This is a genomic window from Streptomyces kunmingensis (assembly GCF_039533535.1).
GTDB lineage: Bacteria > Actinomycetota > Actinomycetes > Streptomycetales > Streptomycetaceae > Streptomyces > Streptomyces kunmingensis.
Map to the genome: position 1 here is coordinate 23,019 of NZ_BAAATS010000007.1, position 25,558 is coordinate 48,576.

General features: G+C 72.3%; 20 protein-coding genes. 13 read left to right on the forward strand and 7 right to left on the reverse strand.

The genetic code is table 11. The features are described from left to right. Nucleotides 1–31: 31 nt before the first annotated feature. The gene (locus ABD366_RS12265; protein WP_324769479.1) at nucleotides 32–1,537 is read left to right on the forward strand and encodes an acyl-CoA synthetase; all 1,506 of its coding nucleotides are present in this window, start codon (nucleotides 32–34) and stop codon (nucleotides 1,535–1,537) included. A 5-nt stretch (nucleotides 1,538–1,542) separates the two neighbouring features. On the opposite strand, the gene paaK is transcribed toward ABD366_RS12265, so the two are convergent. Next, entirely contained in the window at nucleotides 1,543–2,844 is a 1,302-nt protein-coding gene (gene paaK / locus ABD366_RS12270; protein WP_324769481.1) for a phenylacetate--CoA ligase PaaK, read from the reverse strand. Between the two features lie 221 nt (nucleotides 2,845–3,065). On the opposite strand from paaK, the gene ABD366_RS12275 reads away from it, so the two are divergent. Further along, nucleotides 3,066–3,905, forward strand: coding sequence for an alpha/beta fold hydrolase (locus ABD366_RS12275; RefSeq protein WP_324769482.1), 840 nt, complete (start codon nucleotides 3,066–3,068; stop codon nucleotides 3,903–3,905). A 22-nt stretch (nucleotides 3,906–3,927) separates the two neighbouring features. On the opposite strand, the gene ABD366_RS12280 is transcribed toward ABD366_RS12275, so the two are convergent. After that, entirely contained in the window at nucleotides 3,928–4,737 is an 810-nt protein-coding gene (locus tag ABD366_RS12280) for a GNAT family N-acetyltransferase (protein ID WP_324769483.1), read from the reverse strand. Between the two features lie 53 nt (nucleotides 4,738–4,790). On the opposite strand from ABD366_RS12280, the gene ABD366_RS12285 reads away from it, so the two are divergent. Beyond that, nucleotides 4,791–5,603, forward strand: a complete 813-nt coding sequence (locus ABD366_RS12285; RefSeq protein ID WP_344441667.1) for a class I SAM-dependent DNA methyltransferase — start codon at nucleotides 4,791–4,793, stop codon at nucleotides 5,601–5,603. Here ABD366_RS12285 and ABD366_RS12290 read toward each other — a convergent pair. Next, nucleotides 5,561–7,180: an acyl-CoA synthetase gene (locus ABD366_RS12290; protein ID WP_324769697.1), complete on the reverse strand. Its 1,620-nt coding sequence runs from the start codon at nucleotides 7,178–7,180 to the stop codon at nucleotides 5,561–5,563. The two genes, ABD366_RS12285 and ABD366_RS12290, sit on opposite strands and share 43 nt — an antisense overlap. Nucleotides 7,181–7,378: 198 nt before the next feature. Here ABD366_RS12290 and ABD366_RS12295 point away from each other — a divergent pair, with 198 nt between their 5' ends. The 6 genes from ABD366_RS12295 (at nucleotide 7,379) to ABD366_RS12320 (ending at nucleotide 13,631) form a co-directional block, all read left to right on the forward strand. Continuing rightward, on the forward strand, nucleotides 7,379–8,179 hold the full coding sequence (locus tag ABD366_RS12295) for a crotonase/enoyl-CoA hydratase family protein (protein ID WP_324769696.1): 801 nt from the start codon (nucleotides 7,379–7,381) through the stop codon (nucleotides 8,177–8,179). Nucleotides 8,180–8,883: 704 nt separating this feature from the next. After that, nucleotides 8,884–9,867 carry a Zn-ribbon domain-containing OB-fold protein gene (locus tag ABD366_RS12300; RefSeq protein WP_324769695.1) on the forward strand — a complete coding sequence of 328 codons (984 nt, stop codon included), beginning with the start codon at nucleotides 8,884–8,886 and terminating at the stop codon, nucleotides 9,865–9,867. Further along, nucleotides 9,868–10,989, forward strand: a complete 1,122-nt coding sequence (locus tag ABD366_RS12305; RefSeq protein ID WP_324769694.1) for a thiolase domain-containing protein — start codon at nucleotides 9,868–9,870, stop codon at nucleotides 10,987–10,989. It begins immediately after the preceding gene. Continuing rightward, a complete protein-coding gene (locus ABD366_RS12310; protein ID WP_324769693.1) occupies nucleotides 10,986–12,167 on the forward strand; it encodes a thiolase domain-containing protein in 1,182 nt (393 codons plus the stop codon). Before ABD366_RS12305 ends, ABD366_RS12310 begins: the two co-directional genes overlap by 4 nt. Nucleotides 12,168–12,273: 106 nt before the next feature. Then, on the forward strand, nucleotides 12,274–12,516 hold the full coding sequence (locus tag ABD366_RS12315) for a DUF397 domain-containing protein (RefSeq protein ID WP_324769692.1): 243 nt from the start codon (nucleotides 12,274–12,276) through the stop codon (nucleotides 12,514–12,516). A gap of 200 nt (nucleotides 12,517–12,716) precedes the next feature. Further along, a complete protein-coding gene (locus tag ABD366_RS12320) occupies nucleotides 12,717–13,631 on the forward strand; it encodes a universal stress protein (protein WP_324769691.1) in 915 nt (304 codons plus the stop codon). A 32-nt stretch (nucleotides 13,632–13,663) separates the two neighbouring features. Here the strand turns inward: ABD366_RS12320 and ABD366_RS12325 are convergent, their stop codons facing one another. Next, on the reverse strand, nucleotides 13,664–14,386 hold the full coding sequence (locus ABD366_RS12325; protein ID WP_324769690.1) for a leucine-rich repeat domain-containing protein: 723 nt from the start codon (nucleotides 14,384–14,386) through the stop codon (nucleotides 13,664–13,666). A gap of 61 nt (nucleotides 14,387–14,447) precedes the next feature. On the opposite strand from ABD366_RS12325, the gene ABD366_RS12330 reads away from it, so the two are divergent. The 3 genes from ABD366_RS12330 (at nucleotide 14,448) to ABD366_RS12340 (ending at nucleotide 18,618) form a co-directional block, all read left to right on the forward strand. Further along, the gene (locus ABD366_RS12330; protein WP_344441671.1) at nucleotides 14,448–15,071 is read left to right on the forward strand and encodes a CGNR zinc finger domain-containing protein; all 624 of its coding nucleotides are present in this window, start codon (nucleotides 14,448–14,450) and stop codon (nucleotides 15,069–15,071) included. Between the two features lie 109 nt (nucleotides 15,072–15,180). Next, nucleotides 15,181–18,063: a helix-turn-helix transcriptional regulator gene (locus ABD366_RS12335; protein ID WP_344441673.1), complete on the forward strand. Its 2,883-nt coding sequence runs from the start codon at nucleotides 15,181–15,183 to the stop codon at nucleotides 18,061–18,063. Nucleotides 18,064–18,120: 57 nt separating this feature from the next. After that, entirely contained in the window at nucleotides 18,121–18,618 is a 498-nt protein-coding gene (locus ABD366_RS12340; protein ID WP_324775387.1) for a hypothetical protein, read from the forward strand. A gap of 53 nt (nucleotides 18,619–18,671) precedes the next feature. Here the strand turns inward: ABD366_RS12340 and ABD366_RS12345 are convergent, their stop codons facing one another. Both ABD366_RS12345 and ABD366_RS12350 read right to left on the reverse strand, forming a co-directional pair. Then, nucleotides 18,672–20,651, reverse strand: a complete 1,980-nt coding sequence (locus ABD366_RS12345) for an N-acetylmuramoyl-L-alanine amidase (RefSeq protein WP_324775389.1) — start codon at nucleotides 20,649–20,651, stop codon at nucleotides 18,672–18,674. A gap of 308 nt (nucleotides 20,652–20,959) precedes the next feature. Then, a complete protein-coding gene (locus tag ABD366_RS12350) occupies nucleotides 20,960–22,111 on the reverse strand; it encodes an aminoglycoside phosphotransferase family protein (protein WP_324775391.1) in 1,152 nt (383 codons plus the stop codon). A gap of 233 nt (nucleotides 22,112–22,344) precedes the next feature. Between ABD366_RS12350 and ABD366_RS12355 the strand changes: the two genes are divergently transcribed. Next, on the forward strand, nucleotides 22,345–23,835 hold the full coding sequence (locus tag ABD366_RS12355; RefSeq protein ID WP_324775393.1) for a DNA-binding protein NsdB: 1,491 nt from the start codon (nucleotides 22,345–22,347) through the stop codon (nucleotides 23,833–23,835). A 78-nt stretch (nucleotides 23,836–23,913) separates the two neighbouring features. On the opposite strand, the gene ABD366_RS12360 is transcribed toward ABD366_RS12355, so the two are convergent. Next, the gene (locus ABD366_RS12360; protein ID WP_324775396.1) at nucleotides 23,914–25,347 is read right to left on the reverse strand and encodes a PP2C family protein-serine/threonine phosphatase; all 1,434 of its coding nucleotides are present in this window, start codon (nucleotides 25,345–25,347) and stop codon (nucleotides 23,914–23,916) included. Nucleotides 25,348–25,558: the final 211 nt, after the last annotated feature.

Here is a 25,558-nt window from a genome sequence, read left to right on the forward strand (position 1 = left end):
CCTGGCGTCCGCGGGCGCACAGGATCACGCCATGACGACGTCACCGGCGGCAGAAGCGGCAGGCAGCACCGTGGACGGGGTACTGCGGCGCAGCGCCCGCCGCACCCCGGCGCGGATCGCCCTGCGCTACGGGCCGCGCTCCTGGACGTACGAGGAACTGGACGAGGCCGTCTCGCGCGCGGCCGGTGTCCTGCGGGGCCTGGACCTCGCGCCTGGCGACCGGGTCGGCGCCTACGGGCACAACTCCGACGCCTACCTCATCGGGTTCCTGGCCGGCGCCCGCGCGGGCCTCGTGCACGTCCCCGTCAACCAGAACCTGACCGGCGACGACCTCGCCTACATCGTCGAGCAGTCCGGCAGCGCGCTGGTCCTCACCGACCCCGGCCTCGCGGGCCGGCTGCCCGAGGGCGTCAGGACGCTGGCGCTGCGCGACGCGGACGGTTCCCTGCTGGCCCGGCTGCCGGCCGCCACCCCCTACGACGGGCAGCGGCCGGGCGCCGACGACCTCGCCCAGCTGCTCTACACGTCGGGCACGACGGCGCTGCCGAAGGGTGCCCGCATGACGCACCGGGCCCTCGTCCACGAGTACGTCAGCGCGATCCACGCCCTCGACCTCAAGGCCACGGACCGGCCGCTCCACACGCTGCCGCTCTACCACTCGGCGCAGATGCATGTGTTCCTGCTGCCCTACCTCGCGGTCGGCGCCACGAGCACGATCCTCGACGCGCCCGACGCCGCCCGGATCTTCGACCTCGTCGAGGCGGGCGAGGCCGACAGCCTCTTCGCGCCGCCCACCGTGTGGATCGGCCTCTCCCAGCACCCCGACTTCGCCGGCCGGGACCTCGGCGGGCTGCGCAAGGCGTACTACGGCGCGTCGATCATGCCGGTGCCCGTCCTGGAACGGCTGCGCGAGCGGCTGCCGGGACTCGCCTTCTACAACTGTTTCGGGCAGAGCGAGATCGGCCCGCTCGCCACCGTCCTCGGGCCCGACGAGCACGAGGGGCGGATGGACTCCTGCGGGCGGCCCGTCCTGTTCGTCGAGGCGAAGGTCGTCGACGACACCGGCAAGGACGTGCCCGACGGGACACCGGGCGAGGTCGTCTACCGCTCACCGCAACTGTGCGACGGCTACTGGGACAAGCCCGAGGAGACGGCGGAGGCCTTCCGCGGCGGCTGGTTCCGCTCCGGTGACCTCGCCGTGCGCGACAGCGAGGGCTACTTCACCGTCGTCGACCGGGTGAAGGACGTCATCAACTCCGGCGGCGTACTCGTCGCGTCACGCCAGGTCGAGGACGCCCTCTACACGCATCCGGCCGTCGCAGAGACGGCGGTGATCGGCCTGCCCGACGAGCGGTGGATCGAGGCGGTGACGGCCGTCGTGGTCCGCGCCCACGACGTCACCGAGGCCGAACTGCTCGCCCACGCGCGCGAGAAGCTCGCCCACTTCAAGGCGCCCAAGCGGGTCGTCTTCGTGGACGAGCTGCCCCGCAACGCCAGCGGCAAGATCCTCAAGCGGGAGCTCAGGGACGCGCTCTGAGGCCCTCAGCGATTCCGTAGGTCCACGATCCGCTTGATCTTGCCCACCGAGCGCTCCAGCGTCTCCGGGTCGACGATCTCGACGGCCACCGTCAGCCCGACGCCGTCCTTCATCCCCGCCGTGATGGCCCGCGCCGCGGCGTCCCGCTCGTCCGGTGTCGCGCCCGGCCGGGCCTCCGCGCGGACCGTCAGCGCGTCCATCCGGCCCTCGCGGGTCAGCCGGAGCTGGAAGTGCGGGGCCACCCCGGGCGTGCGCAGCACGATCTCCTCGACCTGCGTGGGGAACAGGTTCAGGCCGCGCACGATCACCATGTCGTCGCTGCGGCCGGTGATCTTCTCCATGCGGCGGAACGCGGGCCGTGCCGTCCCCGGCAGCAACCGCGTCAGATCCCGCGTCCGGTAGCGGATCACCGGCATCGCCTGCTTCGTCAGCGACGTGAAGACCAGCTCGCCCGGCTCACCGTCGGGCAGCACCTCACCCGTGACCGGGTCGACAACCTCGGGGTAGAAGTGGTCCTCCCAGATGTGCAGACCGTCCTTGGTCTCCACGCACTCCTGCGCGACACCCGGCCCGACGACCTCGGAGAGCCCGTATATGTCGACGGCGTCGATCCCGCACCGCTCCTCGATCTCCCGCCGCATCTCCTCCGTCCAGGGCTCGGCACCGAGGACGCCGACCTGCAACGAGGTGGAACGCGGGTCGACGCCCTGCCGCTCGAACTCGTCGAGCAGCGTCAGCATGTACGACGGCGTCACCATGATGATCTCCGGCCGCAGGTCCAGGATCAGCCGGACCTGGCGGGCGGTCATGCCACCGGAGGCCGGAATGACCGTGCAGCCGAGCCGCTCCGCGCCGTAGTGCGCGCCGAGCCCGCCCGTGAACAGGCCGTACCCGTACGCGACATGGACCTTGTGGCCGGGCCTGCCGCCCGCCGCGCGGATCGCGCGGGCCACCATGTCGGCCCACATCGACAGATCGTCCTCGGTGTACCCGACGACCGTGGGCAGGCCCGTCGTGCCGCTGGAGGCGTGCAGCCGCCGCACCTCGGCCTGCTCCACGGCGAACAGCCCGAAGGGGTAGTTGTCCCGCAGATCCGCCTTGGTCGTGAACGGGAACCGCGCCAGGTCCGCGAGCGACGTGCAGTCCTCGGGGCGTACCCCCGCCTTGTCGAAGGCGTCGCGGTAGAACGGCACCCGTTCGTACACCCGGCTCAGGGTCGCGCGCAGCCGCTCCAGCTGGAGCGCCCGCAGTTCGGCCGCGCCCAGGCGCTCGCCCTCGTCCCACCATCGCGTCGTCGTCGACGTCATCGCCGCACTCCCGAACTTCAGAACTTCCGCACCGCCGAACGCCGGGCCGATCCCGACCGATCATTCGGTTGACCTGCTGCTCGTCAGTAATTCAAGGCGGGACCGGCCACGTCAAGACATGCGACGCGACGTGTTGATCAGATGCCGGGCGCAAGGCCGGGCGCACGAAGCCGGGTGCAAAGCCGTTGCCGCCGCGGCTGCCCGGCTGTGATGATCACGGCATGTTCACGTTCACCGCGCCGGACGGCACGGAGCTGGCCTGTCACGTCCGCGGTGCGGGCCCGCCCCTGGTGTGTCTGCCCGGCGGGCCGATGCGCGCGTCCGAGTACCTCGGGGACCTGGGCGGCCTCACCGCCCACCGGACCCTGTACCTCCTCGACCTGCGCGGCACGGGGAGGTCGGCGGTGCCGGCCGACGAGGCGACGTACCGCTGCGACCGGCAGGTCGACGACGTCGAGGCCCTCCGCGTCCACCTCGGGCTCGACCAGATGGATGTCCTCGCCCATTCGGCGGGCTGCAACCTCGCCGCCCTCCACGCGGCCCACCACCCGGAGCGCATCGCACGGCTCGTCCTGGTCACCTCCGCGCAACGTGCCCTGGGCCTGCGGGCGAGCCCGGACGAGCGGCGCGCCGCGGCCCGACTGCGCAGCCACGAGCCGTGGTTCGAGGCGGCCTACGCCGAGTACGAGAAGCTGCTCGCCGGCCGGGACGACGCCGACTACCTCTACGACGCCTTCTTCTACGGGCGCTGGGACGAGCGGGCCCGGGCGCACGCGGCCCGCACCGACGACCAGAGCAACGAGCGCGCCGAGGTGCGCTACTCCGCCGAAGGCGCCTACGACCCGCCCGCGACCCGCGCGGCGCTGGCCCGACTCGATGCCCCGGTCCTGCTGCTCGCGGGCGAACTGGACGGCGGCCCGTGCCCCGAACTCGTCCACCGCGCCGCGGAGTACTACCCGCGGGGCCGGGTCGTGGTGCAGCCGGGGGCCGCGCACTACCCCTGGCTGGACGACGAGGAGTTCTTCGTGGCGCGGGTGGCGGAGTTCCTGTCGTCGGCGTGAGGACTTCCAGGGCCTGGCGTCCTCACCCGGTCGCCTTCAGAACGTACGGCGTGGTCGTCCCCAGCGCGACGAAGCCCAGCCGTTCCAGGATGGGCCTGCTGTACGACGTGGCGTCCACGTGCAGGTACGAGAAGCCGCGCTCGGCCGCGATCCGGACCCGGAACGCGACGAGCGCCCGGTAGATACCTCGACCCCGCCACTCGGGCGCGGTGCCGCCGCCCCACAGACTCGCGAAGTCCGTCCCCTCGTGCAGTTCGAGGCGGGCGGCGCTGACCGGTTCCTCGCCATACAGGGCGACCACGGCGGGCACGGTCGCCGGGTCGGCGGCGAGCTGCTGACGCACCTGGTGCCCGATGGAGGACCGTCCGCCGTCGAAGGCCCGGTCGTGCACCCGCTCGACCAGCTCGACCTGGGCCTCCTCGGTGACGGGCAGCAGCCGGATCCCTTCCGGCGCCGCGACATCGAGGGCAAGCCCGGCCGTCTCCGCCACGAGCAGCGTCTCCGTCTCCTCGGCCACGAAGCCGGCGGCGGTCAGCCGCGCCCCCAGATCAGCGGGCCGGTCGTGCCCGTACGCCTTCCACTCCGCCTCGACGCCCAACTCGGCGTAGAAGCGCGCCTGTTCGGCGATGGCCGCGTCCACGCTTGCCGCAGCCTCCGGGCTGTCCGGGGCAGCCGCGCCGAACCCCGACCACAGCACCCCGTTCCACCCGTCGCCGGGACCCACCTGCCGTACGACATCGTCCACCCGCTCGACCCGCGCCCCCGGCTCGTCGGGCCGCGCCTCGCGCCGCATCTGCCGGTCGAACAGGGCCAGCACCGCTTCTTGATCCATCCAGTCACTTCAGCAGCGGTCCGGGCCGCGGGCAACCGGATTAGGGTGCGGTCATGTCTTCCGTGCGCCGCTTCTACGACGACCTCGCCGCCGACTACCACCGCATATTCCAGGACTGGGACACGAGCATGGCAGCCCAGGCGCGGGTCCTCGACGCGCTGGTCGGGGCCTGCCTCGGCGCGGGCCCGCACCGGGTTCTGGACGGCGCCTGCGGGATCGGCACCCAGGCGATCGGCCTGGCCCGCCGCGGCCACCGGGTCGTCGGCACGGACCTGAGCCCGCGCGCCGCGGCCCGAGCGGGGACCGAAGCCGCGGCCCGCGGCGCCGTCCTGCCCGCGGCCGCCGCGGACCTGCGCGCTCTGCCCTTCGGGTCCGCGACGTTCGACGCGGCGATCTGCGCCGACGACTCCCTGGCGCACCTGCTCACGCCCGGCGACCTCTCCGCGGCGCTGACCGGCCTGCGCCGGGTGCTCCGCGACGACGGTCTCCTCCTGCTCACGGTCCGCGACTACGAGGAGGCGCGCCGCACCCGGCCCACGGCGCCGCCGCCGCAGCTGTCGACGGACGCCGACGGCCGGGAGACGATCACCATCCAGCTCTGGCACTGGCACGACGACGGCGAGCGCTACGACCTGCGGCACATCCAGCTGACCGGTCAGGGCGACGAACGGCGGGTACGGGAGCGCCGTACCACCTACTGGGCGTTGACGCAGCGGCAGTTGACAAGTTTCGCGCTCGACGCGGGCTTCACCGAGGTGACCTGGCACGCGCCGGACAGCACGGGCTTCTACCAGCCCGTGCTCACGGCCCGGCGCGGCAGCGGTCAGCCGGCCGACCCGGCGGCCACCGCCCGTGCCCAGCGATAGTCCGCCTTGCCGCTCGGGGAGCGCTGGATGCTGTCTGTCACGACGAGCCGGCGGGGAATCTTGTAGCCCGCCAGGTGGATGCGGCAGTGCGTCTGGAGGGTGTCCAGGGTGAGAGTGGGCACGCCGGGTCTGAGCTGGACGACGGCGGCCACGTGGTTGCCCCACTTCGCGTCGGGGACGCCGGCGACCAGCGCGTCGTAGACGTCCGGGTGCGACTTGAGGGCCTGCTCGACCTCTTCGGGGTAGACCTTCTCGCCGCCGGTGTTGATGCACTGGGAGCCGCGGCCGAGGACGGTGACGATGCCCTCCTCGTCGACCGTGGCCATGTCACCGAGCAGCACCCAGCGCTCCTCGCCCTTCCGGAAGAACGTCTCGGCGGTCTTCCCCGGGTCGTTGTAGTAGCCGAGCGGAACGTGGCCGCGCTGTGCGATGCGGCCCACCTCGCCGACGGCGACCGGTTCGTACGTCGCCGGATCCACCACCTGCGTACGGGAGTTGACGCGTAACCGGAAACCCTGTCCGGCGCCGGAGTCGTCCGTGGCGGTGCCGTTGAAGCCGGACTCCGACGAACCGAAGTTGTTCAGGAGCAGCACGTTCGGGACCAGCGCCTGGAACTGCGCGCGCACCGTGTCCGACATGATCGCGCCCGACGAGGAGACGCTGAACATGGACGAGCAGTCCGTGCCCTTCAGCGGACCCTCCAGCGCGTCGATGAGCGGGCGCAGCATCGCGTCGCCCACCAGTGACATGCTCGTCACCTTCTCCTTCTCGATCGTGCGCAGTACCTCTTCCGGTACGAACTTGCGGTGGATGACGATGCGTTGGCCGAAGTTGAAGCCGATGAAGGCGGTGAGGGTGGACGTGCCGTGCATCAGCGGGGGAGTGGGGAAGAAGGTGATTCCGGCGCCGCCCGCCGCCACCCGCTCGGCCAGCTCCTCGGGTCGCGTCACCGGCTCACCCGTCGGCGCGCCACCGCCCAACCCCGAGAAGAACAAGTCCTCCTGACGCCACATCACACCTTTGGGCATACCGGTAGTGCCACCGGTGTAGATGATGAACTGGTCGTCCGCCGAGCGCGGGGCGAACCCGCGCCCGGGCGACGCGGCGGCCTCGGCCCCGGCGAAGTCCACGGACTTCAGTGGCGGCGCGCCTGGCGCCGGGGTTCCCACCCGCACCAGGTGCCGCAGCTTCTCCGTCCGTGGCAGCGCGGCCGCCACGCGCTCGGTGAACTCCGCGTCGAAGACCAGCGCGGCCAGGTCGGCGTCCCGGTAGAGGTACACCAACTCCTCTTCGACGTACCGATAGTTGACGTTGACCGGTACCACTCGCGCCTTGAGGCAGCCGAGTACCGTCTGGAGGTACTCGATGCCGTTGTAGAGGTGCAGGCCGAGGTGTTCACCGGGGCGCAGACCGCTGTCGATCAGGTGGTGGGCGACGCGGTTCGCCGCCGCGTCGAGCTGTGCGTAGGTCAGCCTGCGCTCCGCGCCCGTGCCCGGGTGGTCGATGTAGACGAGTGCCTCGCGGTCCGGGACCACGTCGACGACCGACTCGAACAGGTCGGCAAGGTTGTACTCCACCGCTCCTCCTGACCGTCGCCCCATCTCGTGTGGCCGTCATCAGAGCAGAGACGGTTTGAAGGGGGAAGGGGCCCCACAGAGATAATCTGACTGAGTGTCAGAAAACTCTTGAACTGGCCCGCCCCCTCCTGCAACCTGTTCTGGTCTCGGAGGCGGGCCCTCAAGGGCCCCGCGGCTCCGGCCGACTGGAGGGCAGTCATGAGTGGGACCGAACATCTCGAAGTACGGCGCGAGGGCGCGACGCTCGTGCTCACGCTCAACCGGCCCGAGGCCAAGAACGCGCTGTCCCTGCCGATGCTCGTCGGCCTCTACGACGGATGGCTCGAGGCCGACGCCGACGACGCGGTCCGCTCGGTCGTGCTCACCGGGGCGGGCGGGTCGTTCTGCGCGGGGATGGACCTCAAGGCGCTGGCCGGAAAAGGCATGGAGGGCGAGCGGTACCGGGACCGCCTCAAGGCCGATCCGGATCTGCACTGGAAGGCGATGCTGCGCCATCACCGCCCGCGCAAGCCCGTGATCGCGGCGGTCGAGGGCTACTGCGTGGCCGGCGGCACGGAGATCCTTCAGGGCACCGACATCCGGGTCGCGGGGGAGTCGGCGACGTTCGGCCTCTTCGAGGTCGCGCGGGGGCTGTTCCCCATCGGGGGCTCGACGGTACGGCTGCCGCGGCAGATTCCGCGTACGCATGCGCTGGAGATGCTGCTGACGGGGCGGCCCTATCCGGCGGCGGAGGCGGCCTCGATCGGGCTGGTGGGGCGGGTCGTTCCGGACGGGACGGCGCTCGATGCGGCGCTGGAGATCGCGGAGCGGGTCAATGCGTGTGGGCCGCTGGCCGTGGAGGCGGTGAAGGCGTCCGTCTACGAGACGGCCGAGCTCTCCGAGGCGGAGGGGTTGGTCTCGGAGCTCAAGAGGGGGTGGCCGGTTTTCGATACGGCCGATGCGAAGGAGGGGGCGCGGGCCTTTGCGGAGAAGCGGTTGCCTTTGTTTCGGCGGGAGTAGGGGTGGGCGGGGTTCCTTGTGCCGGTCCGCTCTGCGGGTTCTGGGTCTTGGGTGCGGGTTCCGTTGTGGCGGGCGTCGCGCAGTGCTCTGCGGGGTTGTGTGTGCGGGTCGATACGACTTTTGCGCAGTTCCCCGCGCCCCTTGGGGGTTGGTGTGTGTCTGCGGGTCGGTGGGGGTTCTCGCGCAGTTCCCCGCGCCCCTTGAGATGCGCACTTCGTGCGCCATCTCAAGGGGCGCGCCCTCCTGGAGCCGCGGCGAAGCCGCAAGCTCCCAGGGGTGCGGGGAACGGCGCGATCAGCCACGACGCACGTGTCACTCGGCAGCGCGCCCAGAGAGGCAGATGCGGCCCCCGAGCTACACCCGCCGAAGCCGCGAGCCCTCAGGGGCGCGGGGAACGGCGCGCTCAGCCACGACGTACGTGTCACTCGGCGCGCGCGCAGAGAGGCAGATGCGGCCCCCGAGCTACACCCGCCGAGGCCGCAGCCTCCAGGGGCGCGAGGAACTGCGCGACCAGCCACGACGCACGTGTCACCCGGCAACGCACCCAGAGAGGCAGACGCAGCCCCCGCGCCGCGACGACCAGCACCCCCGGAATCCGCCCCGCCCCACGCCCGCTCCGCGACGACCGCCCCCGGCCCCGCCGCACCCCCACCCCCCGGACGGCAAGTCCCACCCCAACCCCGCCCCCTTTTGGAGGAGCCCTAATGACAATCGCGCCCCAACCGGAGGTACCGCGCGCACCCTTGGTCGTGGAGTTCCCCTTCACCCGGTCCCTGGGCCCCGTCCAGAGCGCGTTCCTGACCGGGCTGCGCCACCGCACGGTCCTCGGGGTCCGTACGACCAGCGGCAGCGTCCTCGTGCCGCCGGTCGAGTACGACCCCGTGACCGCCGACGAGATCCGGGACCTCGTGGAGGTGGGCAGCACGGGCACCGTCACCACCTGGGCGTGGAACCCCGAACCCCGCCGCGGCCAGCCCCTGGGCACCCCCTTCGCCTGGGTCCTGGTCAAGCTGGACGGCGCCGACACTGCCCTGCTGCACGCCCTCGACGCCCCGGGCCCGGACACCGTCCACACCGGTCTGCGCGTCCGCGTCCGCTGGGCCGAGGAGCGGGCCGGCGCCATCACGGACATCGCCTGCTTCGAGCCGGACGGAGACAACGGAGACAACGGAGACAGCAGCCCTGCCGAAACACAAGTAAGCCCGCACACAGGGCAGTTCGGGGACAACGTCACCGGCATCGTCGCCCCCGCCCGCCTCGACTACACCTACAGCCCCGGCGGCGCCCAGAGCCGGTACATCAACGCCCTCGCGGACAACCGCACCGTCGGCGAGCGCTGCCCGTCCTGCCGCAAGGTCTACGTCCCGCCCCGCGGCGCCTGCCCCACCTGCGGCGTCGCCACCACCGACCAGGTCGAGGTCGGCCCGGCCGGCACCGTCACCACGTACTGCATCGTCAACGTCAAGGCCAGGAACCTCGACATCGAACTGCCCTACGTCTACGCGCACATCGCCCTGGACGGCGCCGACCTGGCGTTGCACGGCCGCATCGCCGGAATCCCGTACGACGAAGTACGCATGGGGCTGCGCGTCGAGCCCGTGTGGAGCGAGGGCGGGCGCTATCCGGACCACTACCGGCCGACCGGCGAACCGGACGCCGACTACGACACGTACAAGGAGCTGATCTGAATGCGGCGACCGCCGATCCGGGACATCGCCGTGGTCGCTTTCGCGCAGACCGACCACCGGCGCACCACCGACGAGCAGTCGGAGGTCGAGATGCTGATGCCCGTGCTGCACGAGGTGCTCGACGCGACGGGGCTCAGGACCAGCGACATCGGCTTCACCTGCTCGGGGTCGAGCGACTACCTGGCCGGGCGGGCCTTCTCCTTCACCATGGCCCTCGACGGCGTCGGCGCCTGGCCGCCGATCTCCGAGTCGCACGTCGAGATGGACGGTGCGTGGGCGCTGTACGAGGCGTGGACCAAACTGCTGACCGGCGAGGCCGACACCGCGCTCGTCTACGCGTACGGCAAGTCGTCACCCGGGTCGGTGCGTGACGTGCTGACCCGGCAGCTCGACCCGTACTACGTCGCCCCGCTCTGGCCCGACTCCGTCGCCCTCGCCGCGCTCCAGGCCCAGGCCCTCATCGACGCGGGCCACACCGACGAACCCGCCCTGGCCGGGGTCGCCGCCCGCAGCCGCACCGCCGCCGCGGACAACCCGCACGCCCAACTGCGCGGCCCCGACGTGCCGCATGGCGAATACGTCGTGCACCCGCTGCGGACCGGCGACTGCCCGCCCATCGGAGACGGCGCCGCCGCTGTGATCCTCGCGGCGGGCGACCGGGCCCGCGACCTGTGCGAGCGGCCCGCCTGGATCCGCGGCATCGACCACCGCATCGAGGCACACAGCCTCGGCGTACGCGATCTGACCGACTCGCCCTCCGCGCGGCTCGCCGCCGAGAACGCAGGGGCTTTCGAACGGCCTGTGGACACCGCCGAGTTGCACGCCCCGTTCACCTCACAGGAAGTCGTCCTGCGCAAGGCGTTGCGGCTCGGCGACGACGTCACCGTCAACCCGTCCGGCGGTGCCCTCGCCGCCAACCCCGTCATGGCCGCGGGACTCATCCGCATCGGGGAGGCCGCCGCCCGTATCCACCGCGGCGACTCCCGCCGGGCGCTCGCCCACGCCACCTCGGGCCCCTGCCTCCAGCAGAACCTCGTCGCCGTACTCGAAGCACCCGACGTACCCGACGTACTCGACGTACCCGACGTGCCCGACGCATCCGAAGGGGAGGACCAGCGATGAGCAGCAGCGGTACAGGCAAGGAGCCCGTGGCCGTCGTCGGGATCGGGCAGACCAGACACGTCGCCGCCCGCCGCGACGTGTCCATCGCCGGACTGGTCCGCGAAGCCGCTCAAGAGGCGCTGGCGGACGCCGAGTTGACCTGGGCCGACATCGACGCCGTCGTCATCGGCAAGGCGCCCGACTTCTTCGAGGGCGTCATGATGCCCGAGCTCTACCTCGCCGACGCGCTCGGCGCCGTAGGAAAACCGATGCTGCGCGTGCACACCGCCGGATCCGTCGGCGGCTCCACCGCACTCGTCGCCACCAACCTCGTCGCGGGCCGCGTCCACGGCACCGTCCTCACCCTCGCCTTCGAAAAACAGTCCGAGTCCAACGCCATGTGGGGGCTCTCGCTGCCCGTCCCGTTCCAGCAGCCGCTGCTCGCCGGAGCCGGTGGCTTCTTCGCGCCACACGTACGGGCCTACATGCGGCGTACGGGCGCACCCGACACCGTCGGCTCGCTCGTCGCCTACAAGGACCGCCGCAACGCGCTGAAGAACCCCTACGCCCACCTCCACGAGCACGACATCACCCTGGAGAAGGTCCAGGCCTCACCCATGCTGTGGGACCCCATCCGCTACTCCGAGACGTGCCCCTCCTCCGACGGCGCCTGCGCGATGATCCTCACCGACCGCGCGGGTGCGGCCCGTTCACCGAAGCCGCCCGCCTGGCTGCTCGGCGGCGCCATGCGCAGTGAGCCCACGCTCTTCGCCGGCAAGGACTTCGTCTCCCCGCAGGCCGGCAAGGACTGCGCCGCCGACGTGTACCGGCAGGCGGGCATCGCGGACCCGCGCCGCGAGATCGACGCCGTCGAGATGTACGTCCCGTTCTCCTGGTACGAGCCCATGTGGCTGGAGAACCTCGGCTTCGCCGACGAGGGCGAGGGCTGGAAACTCACCGAGGCGGGCGTGACGGAACTCGACGGGGACCTGCCGGTGAACATGTCGGGCGGTGTCCTGTCCACGAATCCCATCGGCGCCTCCGGCATGATCCGCTTCGCCGAGGCCGCCCTCCAGGTACGCGGACAGGCGGGAGAGCACCAGGTCGACGGCGCCCGCAAGGTGCTGGGGCACGCCTACGGAGGCGGATCGCAGTTCTTCTCCATGTGGCTCGTCGGCGCCGAACCGCCCACGCGGTGATCCACCGATGACCGTCAGGCGGACGATCGCCACCTTCGTGACCTGTGCGGCGTACGAACCGATCGCTAGGCTGGCGCACGGACGACGAACCGGGAGGAGCACGGACGTGGCCGAGAGCACCATCGACCAGCACCCGCTCATGGGGTGGGACAAGCCGGATCTGGATCTGAGCCAGGCGGACTGGCGCTCCAGCAGCAGGGGAGCGGGCGATGTCCAGATCGCCTTCGTGGAGGGATTCATCGCGATGCGCAACAGCGGGAGCCCGGAGAGCCCGTCGCTGATCTTCACACCGGACGAGTGGGGAGCGTTCGTGCTCGGCGCGCGCGAGGGCGAGTTCGATCTGACATAGGTCCCGCGGGACCACAGGGGGTGCTCGGATGCGAGCGGCGTCGCCGCAGGAGCCGTGGTCGCGCACGCCGGTTCACCCGCCGATTTCCGACACGTGACCTTCGGCCCTGTCCTGTGGCCTCCGGGTGCGCGAGCCTGGCCACAGGAACAGCCGGTCAATGAGGGCGCGGCCAGCGTGCCCTGTGTCGGAGGCGAAGAACCATGAGCACGCCGCACCCCCTGCCCGTCGTCGCCGCCGTCGACGGGTCCGACGACAGCAAACGCGCCCTGCGCTGGGCGCTCGCCGAAGCGGCCCGGCGCGACGCCGACCTGCGCATCGTGCATGTGCGGCAGTACGCGCCCCACCTCCAGCCCGCCGTGCTCGTCGCCGGACCCGACGAGCCCGCCGACGACCCCGTCATCGGGGACGTGCGCAAGGAACTGGAGGGGCGCGAGGGGCCGCCGCCCCTGGAGTTCATCAGCCGCGAGGGCGTGCCCGCCGCGGTGGTGCCCGAGATGAGCAACGAGGCGCAGCTCCTGGTGCTCGGCTCGCGCGGCCGCGGCGGTTTCGCCAGCCTGCTGCTCGGTTCGAACGGGGTGGCGGCCGCCCGGGACGCGGCCTGCCCCGTCGTCGTGGTGCCGCCACCGGGCCGCGCGGTCCACGGTGACGTGCCGGTGAAGGGCGGCCCGCGCGTCGTCGTCGGCCTCCAGACCGACGACCGGGACGAGACCGTGCTCGGCTTCGCCTTCGAACACGCCGCCCGTACCGGCGCACGGTTGCAGGTGGTCGCCGCCTACCCGTGGCCGACGCTCGCCTGGTCCGCGTTCGGCGACTTCACGCCGACCACGGTCGACCAGGAGGCCGCCGAGCGGGAGACGGTGCGATTGGCCACCGAAGTGGTCGCCGACCGGCGAAAGTCTCACCCTAAAGTCGAGGTCGACCTTTATGTGGCGCCCGGCGACGCGGCGGGTCATCTCGTGGCGAATTCGCGCGAGGCCGAGCTGGTCGTCGTCGGCCGCCACCGCCGCCGCTTCACGCGTCCCGCCCCGATCCTCGGCTCGGTCACCCAGGCCGTGCTGCTGCACGCGGCGAGCCCGGTCGCGGTCGTGCCCCCGGCCCGTGAAGAAGAGGGCTGAGAGCCTGTCTTCGGCAAGTACCAGCAGTCGGTTCAGCGCAGTACGACGCATCCGCGCCCGGTCAGCTCGGTGAGCAGGCCGGGCGCGACCCGTACGTCGTTCCAGCGCAGATCGAGCTTCTCCAGAGCGGGCAACTCCGCGACCCAGGCGGGCAGTTCACGTACCCGGTTGCCGCGAAGATCGAGCCTGCGCAGCAGCGGCAGACCGCGCAGCGGCTCGGGGACGGCATCGAGGGCGTTCTCGCGCAGCTCCAGCTCCCGCAGCTCCCGAAGCTCCCGGACGGAGTCGGGCAGTGCCGTGAGCCGGTTGCCGCGCAGCCACAGTTCCCGCAGCGAGCCGAGTGCGCCGACGGTGTCGGGCAGCGCGGTCAGCCGGTTGTGCTGGGCGCGCAGTTCGACGAGGCCGGTCATCGAGCCCAGCGTCGGCGGCAGCGACGTCAGCCGGTTCTCGCCGATGTTCAGATAGGCGAGCCGGCCGAGCGCGCCGACGGTGTCGGGCAGCTCGGTCAGCAGGTTGTCGTGCAGATAGAGGAACCGGGTGAGGCCGGTGAGGTCACCGAGGCTCGACGGCACCGCCGTCAGCCGGTTGTGGCCCAGGTCCAGCGTGTGCATCCGGGTCAGCGTGCCGACACGGTCGGGCAGCCGCGCCAGCCGGTTGTCCGCCAGCAGCAGGACCTCGAGCGCGGGATGGCGCCACACCTCGTCCGGCACGGAGTCCAGACCCGCACGCCAGTAGTCGAGCGTGCCGCCGCCCATGATCCCCCTCGCACACCGACCGGCGATCGTTAATGGTTGACGGGGAACCTATCATTAGGGCATGCCTGACATCAGCACGGCGGGCCCCGACGGCACCCGGCTCGTCCTCGACCTCGCTCTCACGCTGCGCCACGACGGGAACGGGGGCGTGGCCGACGATCTCCACACCCCGCAGGGCCTCACCACGTGGGTGCGTGACCATGCCGCCGAGCTGCCCCTGGACACGGGCTACAGCGCCGACGAGGAGGACCTGCGCCAGGTGTGCGCGGTGCGGGCCGCCGTGCGCACCCTGTTCGCGCACGCCGTACGCCCGGGGGAGCCCAGCCCCGCCGACGCGCGCCGCCTGCTGCCCGTCGCCGACGCCGTCGCCCGTCTGAACACGGCGGCCGCCCGTGTGCCCGCCGTGCCCGTCCTGCACTGGCAGGAGGATGACGGCGCGCCGACGGTACGCGAGACGGCCACCGGCGACGCACCCGCCGCCGACCTGCTCACCGCGGCGCTGGCCCGCGCGGCGCTCGCCTTCCTCACCGGCCCCGACCGGCAGCGGCTGCGCGCCTGCCACGCGCCGCGCTGCGTGCGGTACTTCCTCAAGGAGCACCCGCGCCAGGAGTGGTGCAGGCCGTCCTGCGGGAACCGGGCCCGCGTGGCCCGCCACCACGAGCGCCACAACTCCCGTACGCAGTAGGCCACATGACGCTCCCCGCCGGTCGGTTCGGCGTAGGCTGAGAGACCTGGAACCCGCGGCGTGTACCGGCTCCCCGCGCCGGGCGCACCGACGCGGCTGGGGGTACGTCATGGTGCAGCGCGCAGGCCGGGGCAGGCGGCAGCTGCTCGAGCGCGACAGTGAACTCGCCGCCGTCGACGAGGCGCTCAGCGAGCTGGCCGGACTGCGCCCCAGCGGCGTGGAACCGCCCGAGCGGCCGCACGGCGCGCTGCTCGCCGTCGCCGCCCCCGCCGGACTCGGCAAGACGTCGCTCCTCGCCGAAGTGCGCAGGCGCGCCGCCGCCAAGGGCTGCACCGTCCTGTACGCCCGCGGCGGCGACCAGGAGCAGGGCGTCGCCTTCCACGTCGCACGCCAGCTCGTCCAGCCCCAGCTGGCCGGCGCCCCGGAGGCCGAACTCCGTTCCAGGCTGGGCAGTTGGTACGCCATCGTCGGCCCCGCCCTCGGACTGTGCGCCGCCGCCGAGGGAGCGCCGCCCGACCCGCAGGGCCTGCGCGACGGCCTCGACTGGGTCCTCACCCACCTCGCCGTGCAGCGCGCCCCGATGGTCCTCGTTCTGGACGACGCGCACTGGGCCGACCCGGAGTCCCTGAGCTGGCTCGCCGCGTTCGCGCCGCGCGCCGAGGAACTCCCGCTGCTGCTCGTCGTCGCCTACCGGCCCGAGGAGCTCCCCGACCACGCCGAGGCGCTGCGCGGCCTGCCCGGCCGCGCGGGCCGGCGGCCCCTGGGCCTCGAACCGCTCAGCGCGCCCGCCATCGCCCGGATGGTTCGCGAGTCCGTCGGCGCGCACGCCGACGACGCCTTCTGCCGCGAATGCTGGGCCGTCACCGCCGGCAACCCCTTCGAAGCCGTCGAACTGACCGCGAAGGTGCACGACCGGGGCCTCGTCCCGACCGAGAACGGCGCCCACCTGCTGCGCGACCTCGCCGCCGCCGTCAAGGGCAGCGGACTGATCGCCCGCCTCGAACGTCTGGGCAGCTCCACCGTCCGCTTCGCCTGGGCCTGCGCCGTCCTCGGCACGGAGATCTCCCCCGAACTCGCCGCGGGCGTCGCCGGGCTCGGCGCCGAGGAGGCCGCGGACGCCGCCGACCGGCTGCGTGACGCCCGCGTCCTCACCGGCGTGCACACCCTGGAGTTCGTCCACCCGCTGATCGCCACCGCCGTCTACCGCGCCATCCCGAGCGGCGTCCGCGTCGCCCTGCACGGCCAGGCCGCCTGGACCGTCGTCAACGCGGGACTCGGCTCCTCCGCCGCCGCCCGCCACCTCCTGGAGACCCACCCCGACGGAGACCCCTGGGTCGTCCAGCAACTGCGCTCCGCCGCGCGCGAGACCGTCCGCGCCGGAGCCCCCGACGCCGCCCGCCGCTACCTGGCCCGCGCCCTGCGCGAACCCCCGCCCTACGACGACCGCGCCGTCGTCCTCTACGAACTCGGCAGCGCCTCCCTGCTCACCGAACCCGCCACCACCGTCAACCACCTGCGCGCCGCCCTCGAGGAACCCATCACCGACCCGGCGCTGCGCCACGGCATCGTCTACCGCCTCTCCCAAGTCCTCGCCCACAGCGACCGGTTGGCCGAGGCCTCCGAGACCCTCGCCCGGGAGATGCGGCTCACCACGGACTCCCGGGTCCGGCTGCGCCTGCAGGCCGAACAGTTCATGTGGGACGCCTTTCGCGCCGATGAACCCGAGTCCCCGGCCCGCTCCCGCCGCCTGGCCAGACTCGCCGACCGGCTCACCGGACGCGACCTCACCGAGCGCTACATCATCGGGCTTCGCACCTGGGACGCCACCCTTCGCGGCGAGCCCGCCGCCACCGTGATCCGGCACGCCGAGCGCGCCCTGGCCGGCGGACTGCGCTGGGCCGCCGACGAGGACCGCGGCTTCGAGGTGCCCGTCCTCGTCGCCCTGTCCTTCCTCTACGCCGACCGCCCAGGGCGTACCGAGGAACTCTTCGTCGAAGGCATCGCCGACTTCGAACACGCCGGCTGGCGCGGCGGCCACCTCTCCTTCGCGTACACCCTGCTCGGCTACGTCCGCTACCGGCGCGGGCGCCTCGCCGAGGCCGAGGACTTCGCCCGCGCGGGTCTGCGCCTCGCCGAGCGCGTCGGCCCCGGCACCCCCGCCCACTGGTACGCAGTCGGCACCCTCATCGAGGTGCTGCTCGCCCGCGGCCGGGTCGCCGAGGCCGAGAGCGTGGCCGAGACGTACGCGTTCGGGGCGCCGTTCCCCGCCGCCGTCGTCTTCCCCGACGCGCAGACCGTGTACGGCGAACTGCTCCTCGCCCTCGGCCGCACCAAGGACGCCGCCGTCGAGCTCGCCGCCGCGGGCCGCCGGCTCGATCCGCGCGGCATGCGCAACCCCGCCTGGTGCCCCTGGCAGCTCCACCTCGCCCGCGCCGAGGTGCACGACGCCCCCGCGAGCGCCCTCGCCACCGCCCACGACGCCGTCGACCGCGCCCGGCACTTCGGCGCCCCGTCCGCGATCGGAGCGGCCCTGCGCGCCGCGGCCGAGGTCTCCTCCGGCGCGGCCCGCGGCAAACTCCTGGAGGAGTCCGTCAGCCACCTGGAGCGCTCCCCGGCCGGCTACGAGCTGGCCTGCTCACTCGTCGCCCTCGGCGCGGAACTGCGCCGCACGGGCCGCGCCGAGGAAGCCGCCGACCGGCTGTACCGCGGCCTGGACACGGCCGCCGGCTGCGGCGCCGACGGCCTGGTCGAGCGGGCCCGCGAGGAGCTCGCCGCCGCGGGGCTGCGGCCCCGGCCGCTGCGCAGCGCGGCGACGGACACGCTGACCGCGCGGGAGCGGGCGGCCGCCCAATGCGCGGCGCGCGGGCTGTGCCCGGCGGAGATCACGGGGGAGCTGCACCTGGACGAGCAGACCGTGGTGCGACTCCTGTCGGCGGTCTACCGCAAGGTGGGCACCGACCAGAGCGGCCTCGCGGCGGCCCTCGGCGAGTGACCGGGTCTGCCAAACCCCGGGACGAACCGCCTCCACCGGCGACGTACGATGGACAGCATGTCCTTCCTCCGCCGCCGCGCAGCGACCCCCGCGGGCCCCGACTTCGACGTCCTGGCCATGGATCCGGGCGACTGGCCGGGCAACCTCGGCGCGGGCCTGCTGCCCGCCCCCGACGGCAGCTGCCAGGGCGTGTTCCTGCGCTACGACCTGTTCGGCGGCCGCGGCCCCGCGATGATCATCGGCAATCTTCCCGAGGGCTCCCCGGCCCGCGAGATCGCCGAGGACGAGATCCCCTTCGAGGTCGCCCAGCTGCTCATCGCGCTGGAGAACGAGGAGGAGGTCACGGTCACCGGCGTCGAGGACGTGCCCGTGATGCAGGGCGACAACCTCCTCATCGTGCGGCGGCTGAAGCTCTCCGAGACGCGTATCTCCTGCGTCCAGTTCGACCGCAGTGACAACGTGCTGGTGACGATCGCGTCCTGGGACCGCCCGATCACCGACGATCTCTACGCGCTGCTCAAGCCGCTGCCCGCGGAGCTGTTCCAGCAGGGCTGAGAGCACTCCCGTTCCGGAGCGCTCCCGGCCCTCGCCGCGGAGTCACCGGCCGGTCATGACTTCTTCGAAGACACCACCTGGACGTCGGCGGCCCGCACATAGGCGACCCGGTGGGCGAACTGGATCTCGTAGTACACGTCCTTGCCCTTGACCACCTTGTGCGTCGACGTGTCGAACGTCGGCGAGAAGAAGTACTCGCCCGTCGTCCGCCCGCCGATCACATACCGCTGGCCGGCGAGGAGCTTGTACGGCAGCGGTGAGACCGCCTGCGGCGTCATCCCCGCCGGGTAGGCCGCCGCCTCCGGATAGGCCCGCCCGTACACCGGCACCTCGGTCGCGCCCGCCTTCGGCGTGACCACCAGGCCCTTGGCACCGACCGCGGTCGGCTGCTTCCCCGGGTTCTTGAACCAGGCCTTGTGGCCGAGGTACCAGATCGCCGTCCAGTCGCCCTTGCGGTCTGCGACCGCGTACTGCTGGCCCGTCGAGACCCGCGACGCCATGTCGTTCACATCGATCGTCGAGTCCTGGCCGCCCGGCCGCAGACCGATGTCCTTGACCAGCGGGGCGTCCTCGCTCGGCGCCGTGTACACGCGCACCACGCTCGACCCGTGCGGCGCGCACGCCTCGCCCGCCTTGGCGCAGCCCGTGAACTCCGGCTTGTTCCGCGCGAAGTCGGGGTTGATGGTGACGACCCCGCCGTTCGCCCCCGCCGCCCGGTGGAACGGCCGGCCCATCAGCGCGAAGTAGTGCGCCCAGTCCCAGTACGGGCCCGGGTCCGTGTGCATCGACGGGATGGTCGACGTCGTCGGCCCCGGCACCGTGTCATGGCCCAGGATGTGCTGGCGGTCCAGCGGGATGTCGTACTTCTTCGCGAGGTACGAGACAAGGCGCGCCGAGGACCGGTACATCTCCTCCGTGTACCAGGAGTCCGGCTGCGCGAGGAACCCCTCGTGCTCCAGGCCGATCGACTTCGCGTTCACGTACCAGTTGCCCGCGTGCCAGCCGACGTCCTTCGCCTTGATGGACTGCACGATGTGCCCGTCGGTCGAGCGCAGCGAGTAGTGCCAGGCCAGATACGTCGGATCCTGGACCAGCTTCAGCGTCTGCTCCCACGTCGCCTCCGTGTCATGGACGACGATGTAGTCGATGCTCTGGTCCTTGGGGCGGTCCGCCAGGTCGTGGTTGCCGTAGTCGCCCTCGCCGAACTCCTCGTACGGCGCCGGGATCCACTCGCACGACACGGTCCTCGGGCACTCGGTGTCGGAGGTGTCCGTCCTGCGCAGGCCCATCTCCGTGAGCTGCGCCGCCCGCGGCGTCGCGGCCGGGTCTGCGGCTAGGGCCACGCGCTGGCCCGCGTCCGTGGTCCGCTTCTCGCCGTCGCGGATCACCGCGAAGACATCGTTGGCGTACGTCGCCGCGGTCGCCGAGTCGTCCGCTCCGGAGAACGTCGCGACCGCGCCGTACCAGTCGGACGCGGCGCCGCTGAGCGGCTTCCCGAGCCGCTTCTGCGCCGCCGCGAGCAGGGCCGCGCCACCGCGCACATTGGCCGCGGGGTCGCTGCGCAGCCGCTCGGCGGGGATGCCGGACAGCTCCGCCGCCCGGGTCAACGTCTTGAGACGGGCCGGGAGTTGGTTGTCCGTCGGCACGGACCGCGTGGCCTTCAGCGGGGCGCGCGAGTCGTCGCCGCGGGCGTCGCCCTCCGCGTGGCTGTGCGCCACGGTGTGCGCGATCGCCGTCCGCGCGTCGGTGAGGTGCATGGGCCCGTAGCCGCCGGTGACACTCGGCGCACCGCCGTGCGCGTCCCACCGCGACTGAAGATACGAGACGCCGAGCAGCACGCTCTGCGGCACCCGGTACTCGGCCGCGGCAGCGGCGAACGCGCCCTGCAGCCGCGCCGACGGAGCCGGCCCCGCGTCCTGGGGCGGGGCCGCGCCGAGCAGCGGCAGCAGCAGTGCCGCCGTGGCGAGCGTGCCCGCCGCCCGCACTCCCGCACGGGGACGTCTGCCGGGGATGGAACGGGTGGACCGATGCAACGGTGCCTCCTGGGAGCGCTGGTGGTCGCATTGCTGCGCGGGGCGTGCGGGCGTCTTGTGCGACAGTGGTATCGGCTGGCCGACCATCCGTCAATCATCCGACGGGCAACGGAATTCCCCAGGATTTCCCATGTCAGTGGGCGTGTATGCGAGTTTCCTGTGCGGCGGCGCGACCGCCTGCGGCGCGTCAGTGGCTTAGACCAATGGGCGGCTGCGGAACGGGAGATGACCTCGACCGTGTCCGGCCCGCGACGCCGAAGACCCGCGGTGCGCCATGGTCACCGGCGCACCGCGGGTCTCCGTCCCCGTCAGCGAGTGCCGACCGCCGCACGGACCGCCTTGCGGGCCATGTTGCAATCGTCGTGCAGTCGGCGCAGCAGCAGCCGCTGCTCCTCACCGGACGGCGCAGCACCGGGGTGGGCCGGACCCGGTGCCGCCGGGGTCTGCTCGTGCAGAGAACGCTGCACGGCCGTCTCGTACGTACGGATCTCCCGGGTCAGTACGAGCATCAGGTTGACCAGGAACGCGTCCCGGGACGCGGGGCCGCCGGACTGTGCGAGCTGACTGATCTGCCGGCGCGCCACCGGGGCATCGCCCAGGACCGCCCACAGCGTCGCCAGGTCGTACCCCGGCAGGTACCACCCCGCGTGCTCCCAGTCCACGAGCACCGGTCCCGCGGGCGACAGCAGGATGTTCGACAGCAGGGCGTCGCCGTGGCAGAACTGGCCCATGCCGCCGCGGCCCGACGCGTGGGCGATGCCGTGCAGCAGCTTCTGCAGATCACCCATGTCGCGGTCGGTCAGCAGACCCAGATCATGGAACCGGTTGATGCGCTCCGCGTAGTCCAGTGGCGCGTCGAAGGTGCCCGCCGGAGGCCGCCACTGGTTGAGCCGGCAGATCGCGCCGAGCGCGGCGCGCACATCCGCCCGCGGCGGTGCCTCGGCAGGGTGGCGCTGCAGGGCCGCCACCCGGCCGGGCATCCGCTCGATCACCAGCGTGCCGTTGTCCGGGTCCGCCGCGATGAGACGCGGCACCCGCACCGGCGGCCGGTGCCGGACGAACGATCGGTATGCAGCTATTTCGTGCCGGACCCGCTCCGTCCACATCGGGGAGTGGTCCAGTAAACACTTGGCAACAGCCGTGCTGCGCCCGGTAGTTCCGACGAGTAGCACGGAGCGCGGACTGCGCCGCAGCACCTGCACCGGATGGAACTCCGGGCAGATCCGGTGCACCGAGGCGATCGCGGTGCGCAGCTGGGCGCCCTGAGGGCCGGACAAGTCGAGTCTCCCGCTGAGCGGTGGTGTGCCGATCCCGGGGGCACGACGCGGCCGGCCGACGCCCCCGAGCGTCGTGGTCGCGGGCCGCACGGGGTCGAGGTACGGGCCGCTGCCGGGCACCGCCGGGCGGGCGGGACGGGGCGGCCGGGGCGGGGCGGACACGGAGGACGATGCTGCGTACATGGGCGATACAGATCCCTTCGCGTGCCGACGAGTTGCCTGCGCTGCCCGGCCCGGCCGATTCGGTACACCCTGGGGAATGCCCTGTGGCGACCGGGTCGGGGTGGCGCATTCCTACCTGACACCCCACGGGCAGGAGCACAACAGCTGGCGCACCCTGGCGAACCCTGGCGAATAGTCGCTCAGCAACTGACAGAGGGCTACTGTCGGTTTCAGCCGAGAACCTGGGGGCTCACGTGAACGGACAACCCAACACCCGCCTGAACGACCTGTTCGGCCTGGCCGGCTGGTCCAAGGGCGAACTCGCGCGACTCGTCAACCGGCAGGCGGCGGCCATGGGCCACCCGCAGCTGGCGACGGACACCTCGCGGGTGCGGCGTTGGATCGACATGGGAGAGATCCCGCGCGATCCGGTACCGCGGGTGCTGGCGGCGCTGTTCACCGAGCGACTCGGCCGTGTCGTGACCATCGAGGATCTCGGTCTTGTCCGACGCGGGCGTGCGGGGAAACGGCAGGGCGGCGGGGGCCTGGAACAGCAGGGGCCCGACGGAGTGCCGTGGGCGCCCGAGCGGACAGCTGCGGTCCTCACCGAATTCACGGGAATGGACCTCATGCTCAACCGACGCGGCTTGGTGGGCGCGGGTGCCGCGCTCGCCGCAGGTTCCGCACTCAGCAGCGCCATGCACGACTGGTTGCACACGGACCCGACCCTCGCGGCCGACGCTCCGACCTCCCACGATCCCCTGCACGCCGACCCCGCTGGGTTCGACCGCTACGAGGCCGCCCCCATCGGGTCGCAGGAGATCGAGGAGCTGGAGCGTTCGGTCGAGGTGTTCCGAGCCTGGGACGCCTCCCGCGGCGGCGGGTTGCAGCGCAAGGCGGTCGTCGGCCAACTCAACGAGGTCGGTGGGATGCTCTCCTACCGACACCCCGACCACTTGCAGCGGCGCCTCTGGGGTGTCGCCGCCAATCTCGCCGTCCTCGCGGGCTGGATGTCCCACGACGTCGGCCTCGAACCCACGGCCCAGAAGTACTTCATCATCGCCGCGCACGCCGCGCGCGAGGGCGGCGACCGGCCGCGGGCCGGTGAGGCCCTCTCGCGGGCCGCCCGCCAGAAGATCCACCTGGGCGCGCCCGACGAGGCGCTCGACCTGATGAAGCTCGCCAAGTCCGGTGCGGGTGACGAGGTGCTGCCCCGGACCAAGGCCATGCTCTACACCATCGAGGCCTGGGCCCAGGCGTCACTCGGAAAGGGCCAGGCGATGCGCCGCACGCTGGGCGAGGCGGAGGATCTCTTCGTCTCCGACCGGGGCGACGTGGCACCACCGAGCTGGATGCAGATGTTCGACGAGGCGGATCTGCACGGCATGCAGGCCCTCGCCTACCGCACCCTCGCCGAGCACGAGCCGGGCGCCGCGATCATCGCGCAGCGCCACGCCAAGGAGGCCCTCGCCCTGCGCGCGGGCGGCCGTGACCGTTCGAAGATCTTCGACCATCTGTCCATGGCGTCGGCCTGCTTCATCGCCGACGACCCTGAACAGGCGGACCGGTACGCGCGGTTGGCGCTCTCGTCGATGGGGTCGAACTCGTCCCATCGCACCTGGGACCGGCTGCGCGAGATGTACCGGCTCACCGGTCAGTTCGCCGGCTACGCGAAGATCGAGGACCTGCGCCGGGAGATCAAGCTGGCTCTGCCGAAGTTCCCGGGGAAGCGTGTCCAGGCCTGACGTCCGGGCCTGACCCGGAAGCATCCGCACAGTACTCCGTACCAGTACTCCGTACCAGTACTCCGTACCAGTACGTCGTCAGGAGCCGATCCGGGCGACGAGCACACAGGCGTCGTCCTCGCGCTCACCCGCGTCGAGCCTGTCCACGACCACGCGCACGCAGTCCTGTGCGTCACGGGCCGCGGCCAGGTGCGGTGCCAGAGCGAGCAGTCGGCCCACGGTGGCCCTTCCGTCGTGCTGCGGTACCAGGCCGTCGGTGTGCAGCAGCAGTATGTCGCCGGGGCGCAGTGTCTCCTGCGACTGTCCGCGGGCGGAACCGGAGGCCGTGCCGTGGGGCCGGTCCTCTGGCGACGTGAGCGCACGCCCCGTTCCGTCGCGGAAGAGCAGCGGGGCGGGGTGTCCCGCCTGCGCCCACGCCAGTGTGCGGGCCACCGGGTCGTACCGGCAGCACAGGGCGCCGGCGAGGCAGGGCCCTGTGGAGTCGTCGAGGAGGTGATGCAGCCGGGAGAGCAGCTCGCCCGGGCCCGCTCCACAGACGGCCAGGCCACGGACCGTGCCGAGCGTCATCGCCATGGCGGAGGCGACCGCGACGCCGTGCCCGATGAGATCGCCGACGGCCAACAGGGCTTGCCCGTCGGGTAGTTCGAGTACGTCGTACCAGTCGCCGCCGATCAGGCCGCCGACGGACGAAGGGAGGTGACGGGCGGCCACCTCGAGGAGAGCGCCGCCCTCGGGGGCGCTGCGCGGGAGCCGCAGGGAGCCACGCCGCGGCGGCAGCACGGCCTCCTGCAGCTCGACCGCGAGCCGGTGCTCGGTCTGCGCGATGTGCCGCTGGCGCTGGAGCGAGTCACGGGTCTCACTCACCGCGCGCTGGCTGCGGCGCAGTTCGCTGACGTCGCGCACGACCGCCCACATCGAGGCGGTCGAGCCGTCGGCGTCAAGCACGGGCTCGCCCATCATGTGCACCGTGCGCACGGTGGTGTCGGGGCGCACGACACGGAACTCCCCGTCGATCGGCTTGCCGTCGATCAGGCAGTCCGTGACCATCGCGGTGAGCTGCGGCTGGTCGTCACGGTGTACCAGGGACGGCAGCTCGTCGAGGGTGAGGGCGGGCGCGGCCGGATCCCGGCCGAGGATCTGGTACAGCTCCCCGGACCAGCTCGCCTCGTCGGTGAGCAGGTTCCACTCGGCGCTGCCGACCCGGCTCAGCAGTGATCCCGGCCGGTCCTCGGCGGCCGTCGGCCGGGGCGCAGGCGCGGTGCGGTCCGCGGGGCCGTCGCGCAGTTGGGCCAGGTGTTTGTCGAGGTCGCTGAGTTGATGCACCGCCAGCTCGTACAGGGCGCGCTGCCATCGGACCTCGGGGTCCGTCCCGTCGTCGGCGGGGCCCGAGGCCTCGCGGCGCACCGCGTCGACATCGCCGAGGAGTCGGCGTGTCTGCGTGATCAGTGCGTCGACCGTGCCACGCTCCGGCGGCTGGCCGGCGGGGCGGTCCGCGAAGACATGGGGGGGCATGACGAACTCCGATGCAGGCGCGGGGGCCACGGCGGATGGGAGGACCGGTTACGACTGTGGCACAGGCCGCCTGGCCTCGTAAGGCATTTCGCCATACACGATGCGGTGGTGCTTCTGGCATATGACATAGTCCTCCGGAGCCCGCTTCCCGGCCGTCGCGGTCGAACGGACGGCCGGGTGCGGCGTATGCCCCTCTGGTCGACGCGCCGGG

Excerpts from the sequence above, each read along its gene's own strand:
- ABD366_RS12295 (WP_324769696.1), top strand. The coding sequence starts at position 7,379 with ATGAGTGGGACCGAACATCTCGAAGTACGGCGCGAGGGCGCGACGCTC.
- ABD366_RS12335 (WP_344441673.1), top strand. The coding sequence starts at position 15,181 with ATGGTGCAGCGCGCAGGCCGGGGCAGGCGGCAGCTGCTCGAGCGCGAC.
- ABD366_RS12275 (WP_324769482.1), top strand. The coding sequence starts at position 3,066 with ATGTTCACGTTCACCGCGCCGGACGGCACGGAGCTGGCCTGTCACGTC.
- ABD366_RS12330 (WP_344441671.1), top strand. The coding sequence starts at position 14,448 with ATGCCTGACATCAGCACGGCGGGCCCCGACGGCACCCGGCTCGTCCTC.
- paaK (WP_324769481.1), bottom strand. The coding sequence starts at position 2,844 with ATGACGTCGACGACGACGCGATGGTGGGACGAGGGCGAGCGCCTGGGC.
- ABD366_RS12340 (WP_324775387.1), top strand. The coding sequence starts at position 18,121 with ATGTCCTTCCTCCGCCGCCGCGCAGCGACCCCCGCGGGCCCCGACTTC.
- ABD366_RS12285 (WP_344441667.1), top strand. The coding sequence starts at position 4,791 with ATGTCTTCCGTGCGCCGCTTCTACGACGACCTCGCCGCCGACTACCAC.
- ABD366_RS12325 (WP_324769690.1), bottom strand. The coding sequence starts at position 14,386 with ATGGGCGGCGGCACGCTCGACTACTGGCGTGCGGGTCTGGACTCCGTG.
- ABD366_RS12265 (WP_324769479.1), top strand. The coding sequence starts at position 32 with ATGACGACGTCACCGGCGGCAGAAGCGGCAGGCAGCACCGTGGACGGG.
- ABD366_RS12300 (WP_324769695.1), top strand. The coding sequence starts at position 8,884 with ATGACAATCGCGCCCCAACCGGAGGTACCGCGCGCACCCTTGGTCGTG.
- ABD366_RS12310 (WP_324769693.1), top strand. The coding sequence starts at position 10,986 with ATGAGCAGCAGCGGTACAGGCAAGGAGCCCGTGGCCGTCGTCGGGATC.
- ABD366_RS12320 (WP_324769691.1), top strand. The coding sequence starts at position 12,717 with ATGAGCACGCCGCACCCCCTGCCCGTCGTCGCCGCCGTCGACGGGTCC.
- ABD366_RS12280 (WP_324769483.1), bottom strand. The coding sequence starts at position 4,737 with ATGGATCAAGAAGCGGTGCTGGCCCTGTTCGACCGGCAGATGCGGCGC.
- ABD366_RS12350 (WP_324775391.1), bottom strand. The coding sequence starts at position 22,111 with ATGTACGCAGCATCGTCCTCCGTGTCCGCCCCGCCCCGGCCGCCCCGT.
- ABD366_RS12360 (WP_324775396.1), bottom strand. The coding sequence starts at position 25,347 with ATGCCCCCCCATGTCTTCGCGGACCGCCCCGCCGGCCAGCCGCCGGAG.
- ABD366_RS12305 (WP_324769694.1), top strand. The coding sequence starts at position 9,868 with ATGCGGCGACCGCCGATCCGGGACATCGCCGTGGTCGCTTTCGCGCAG.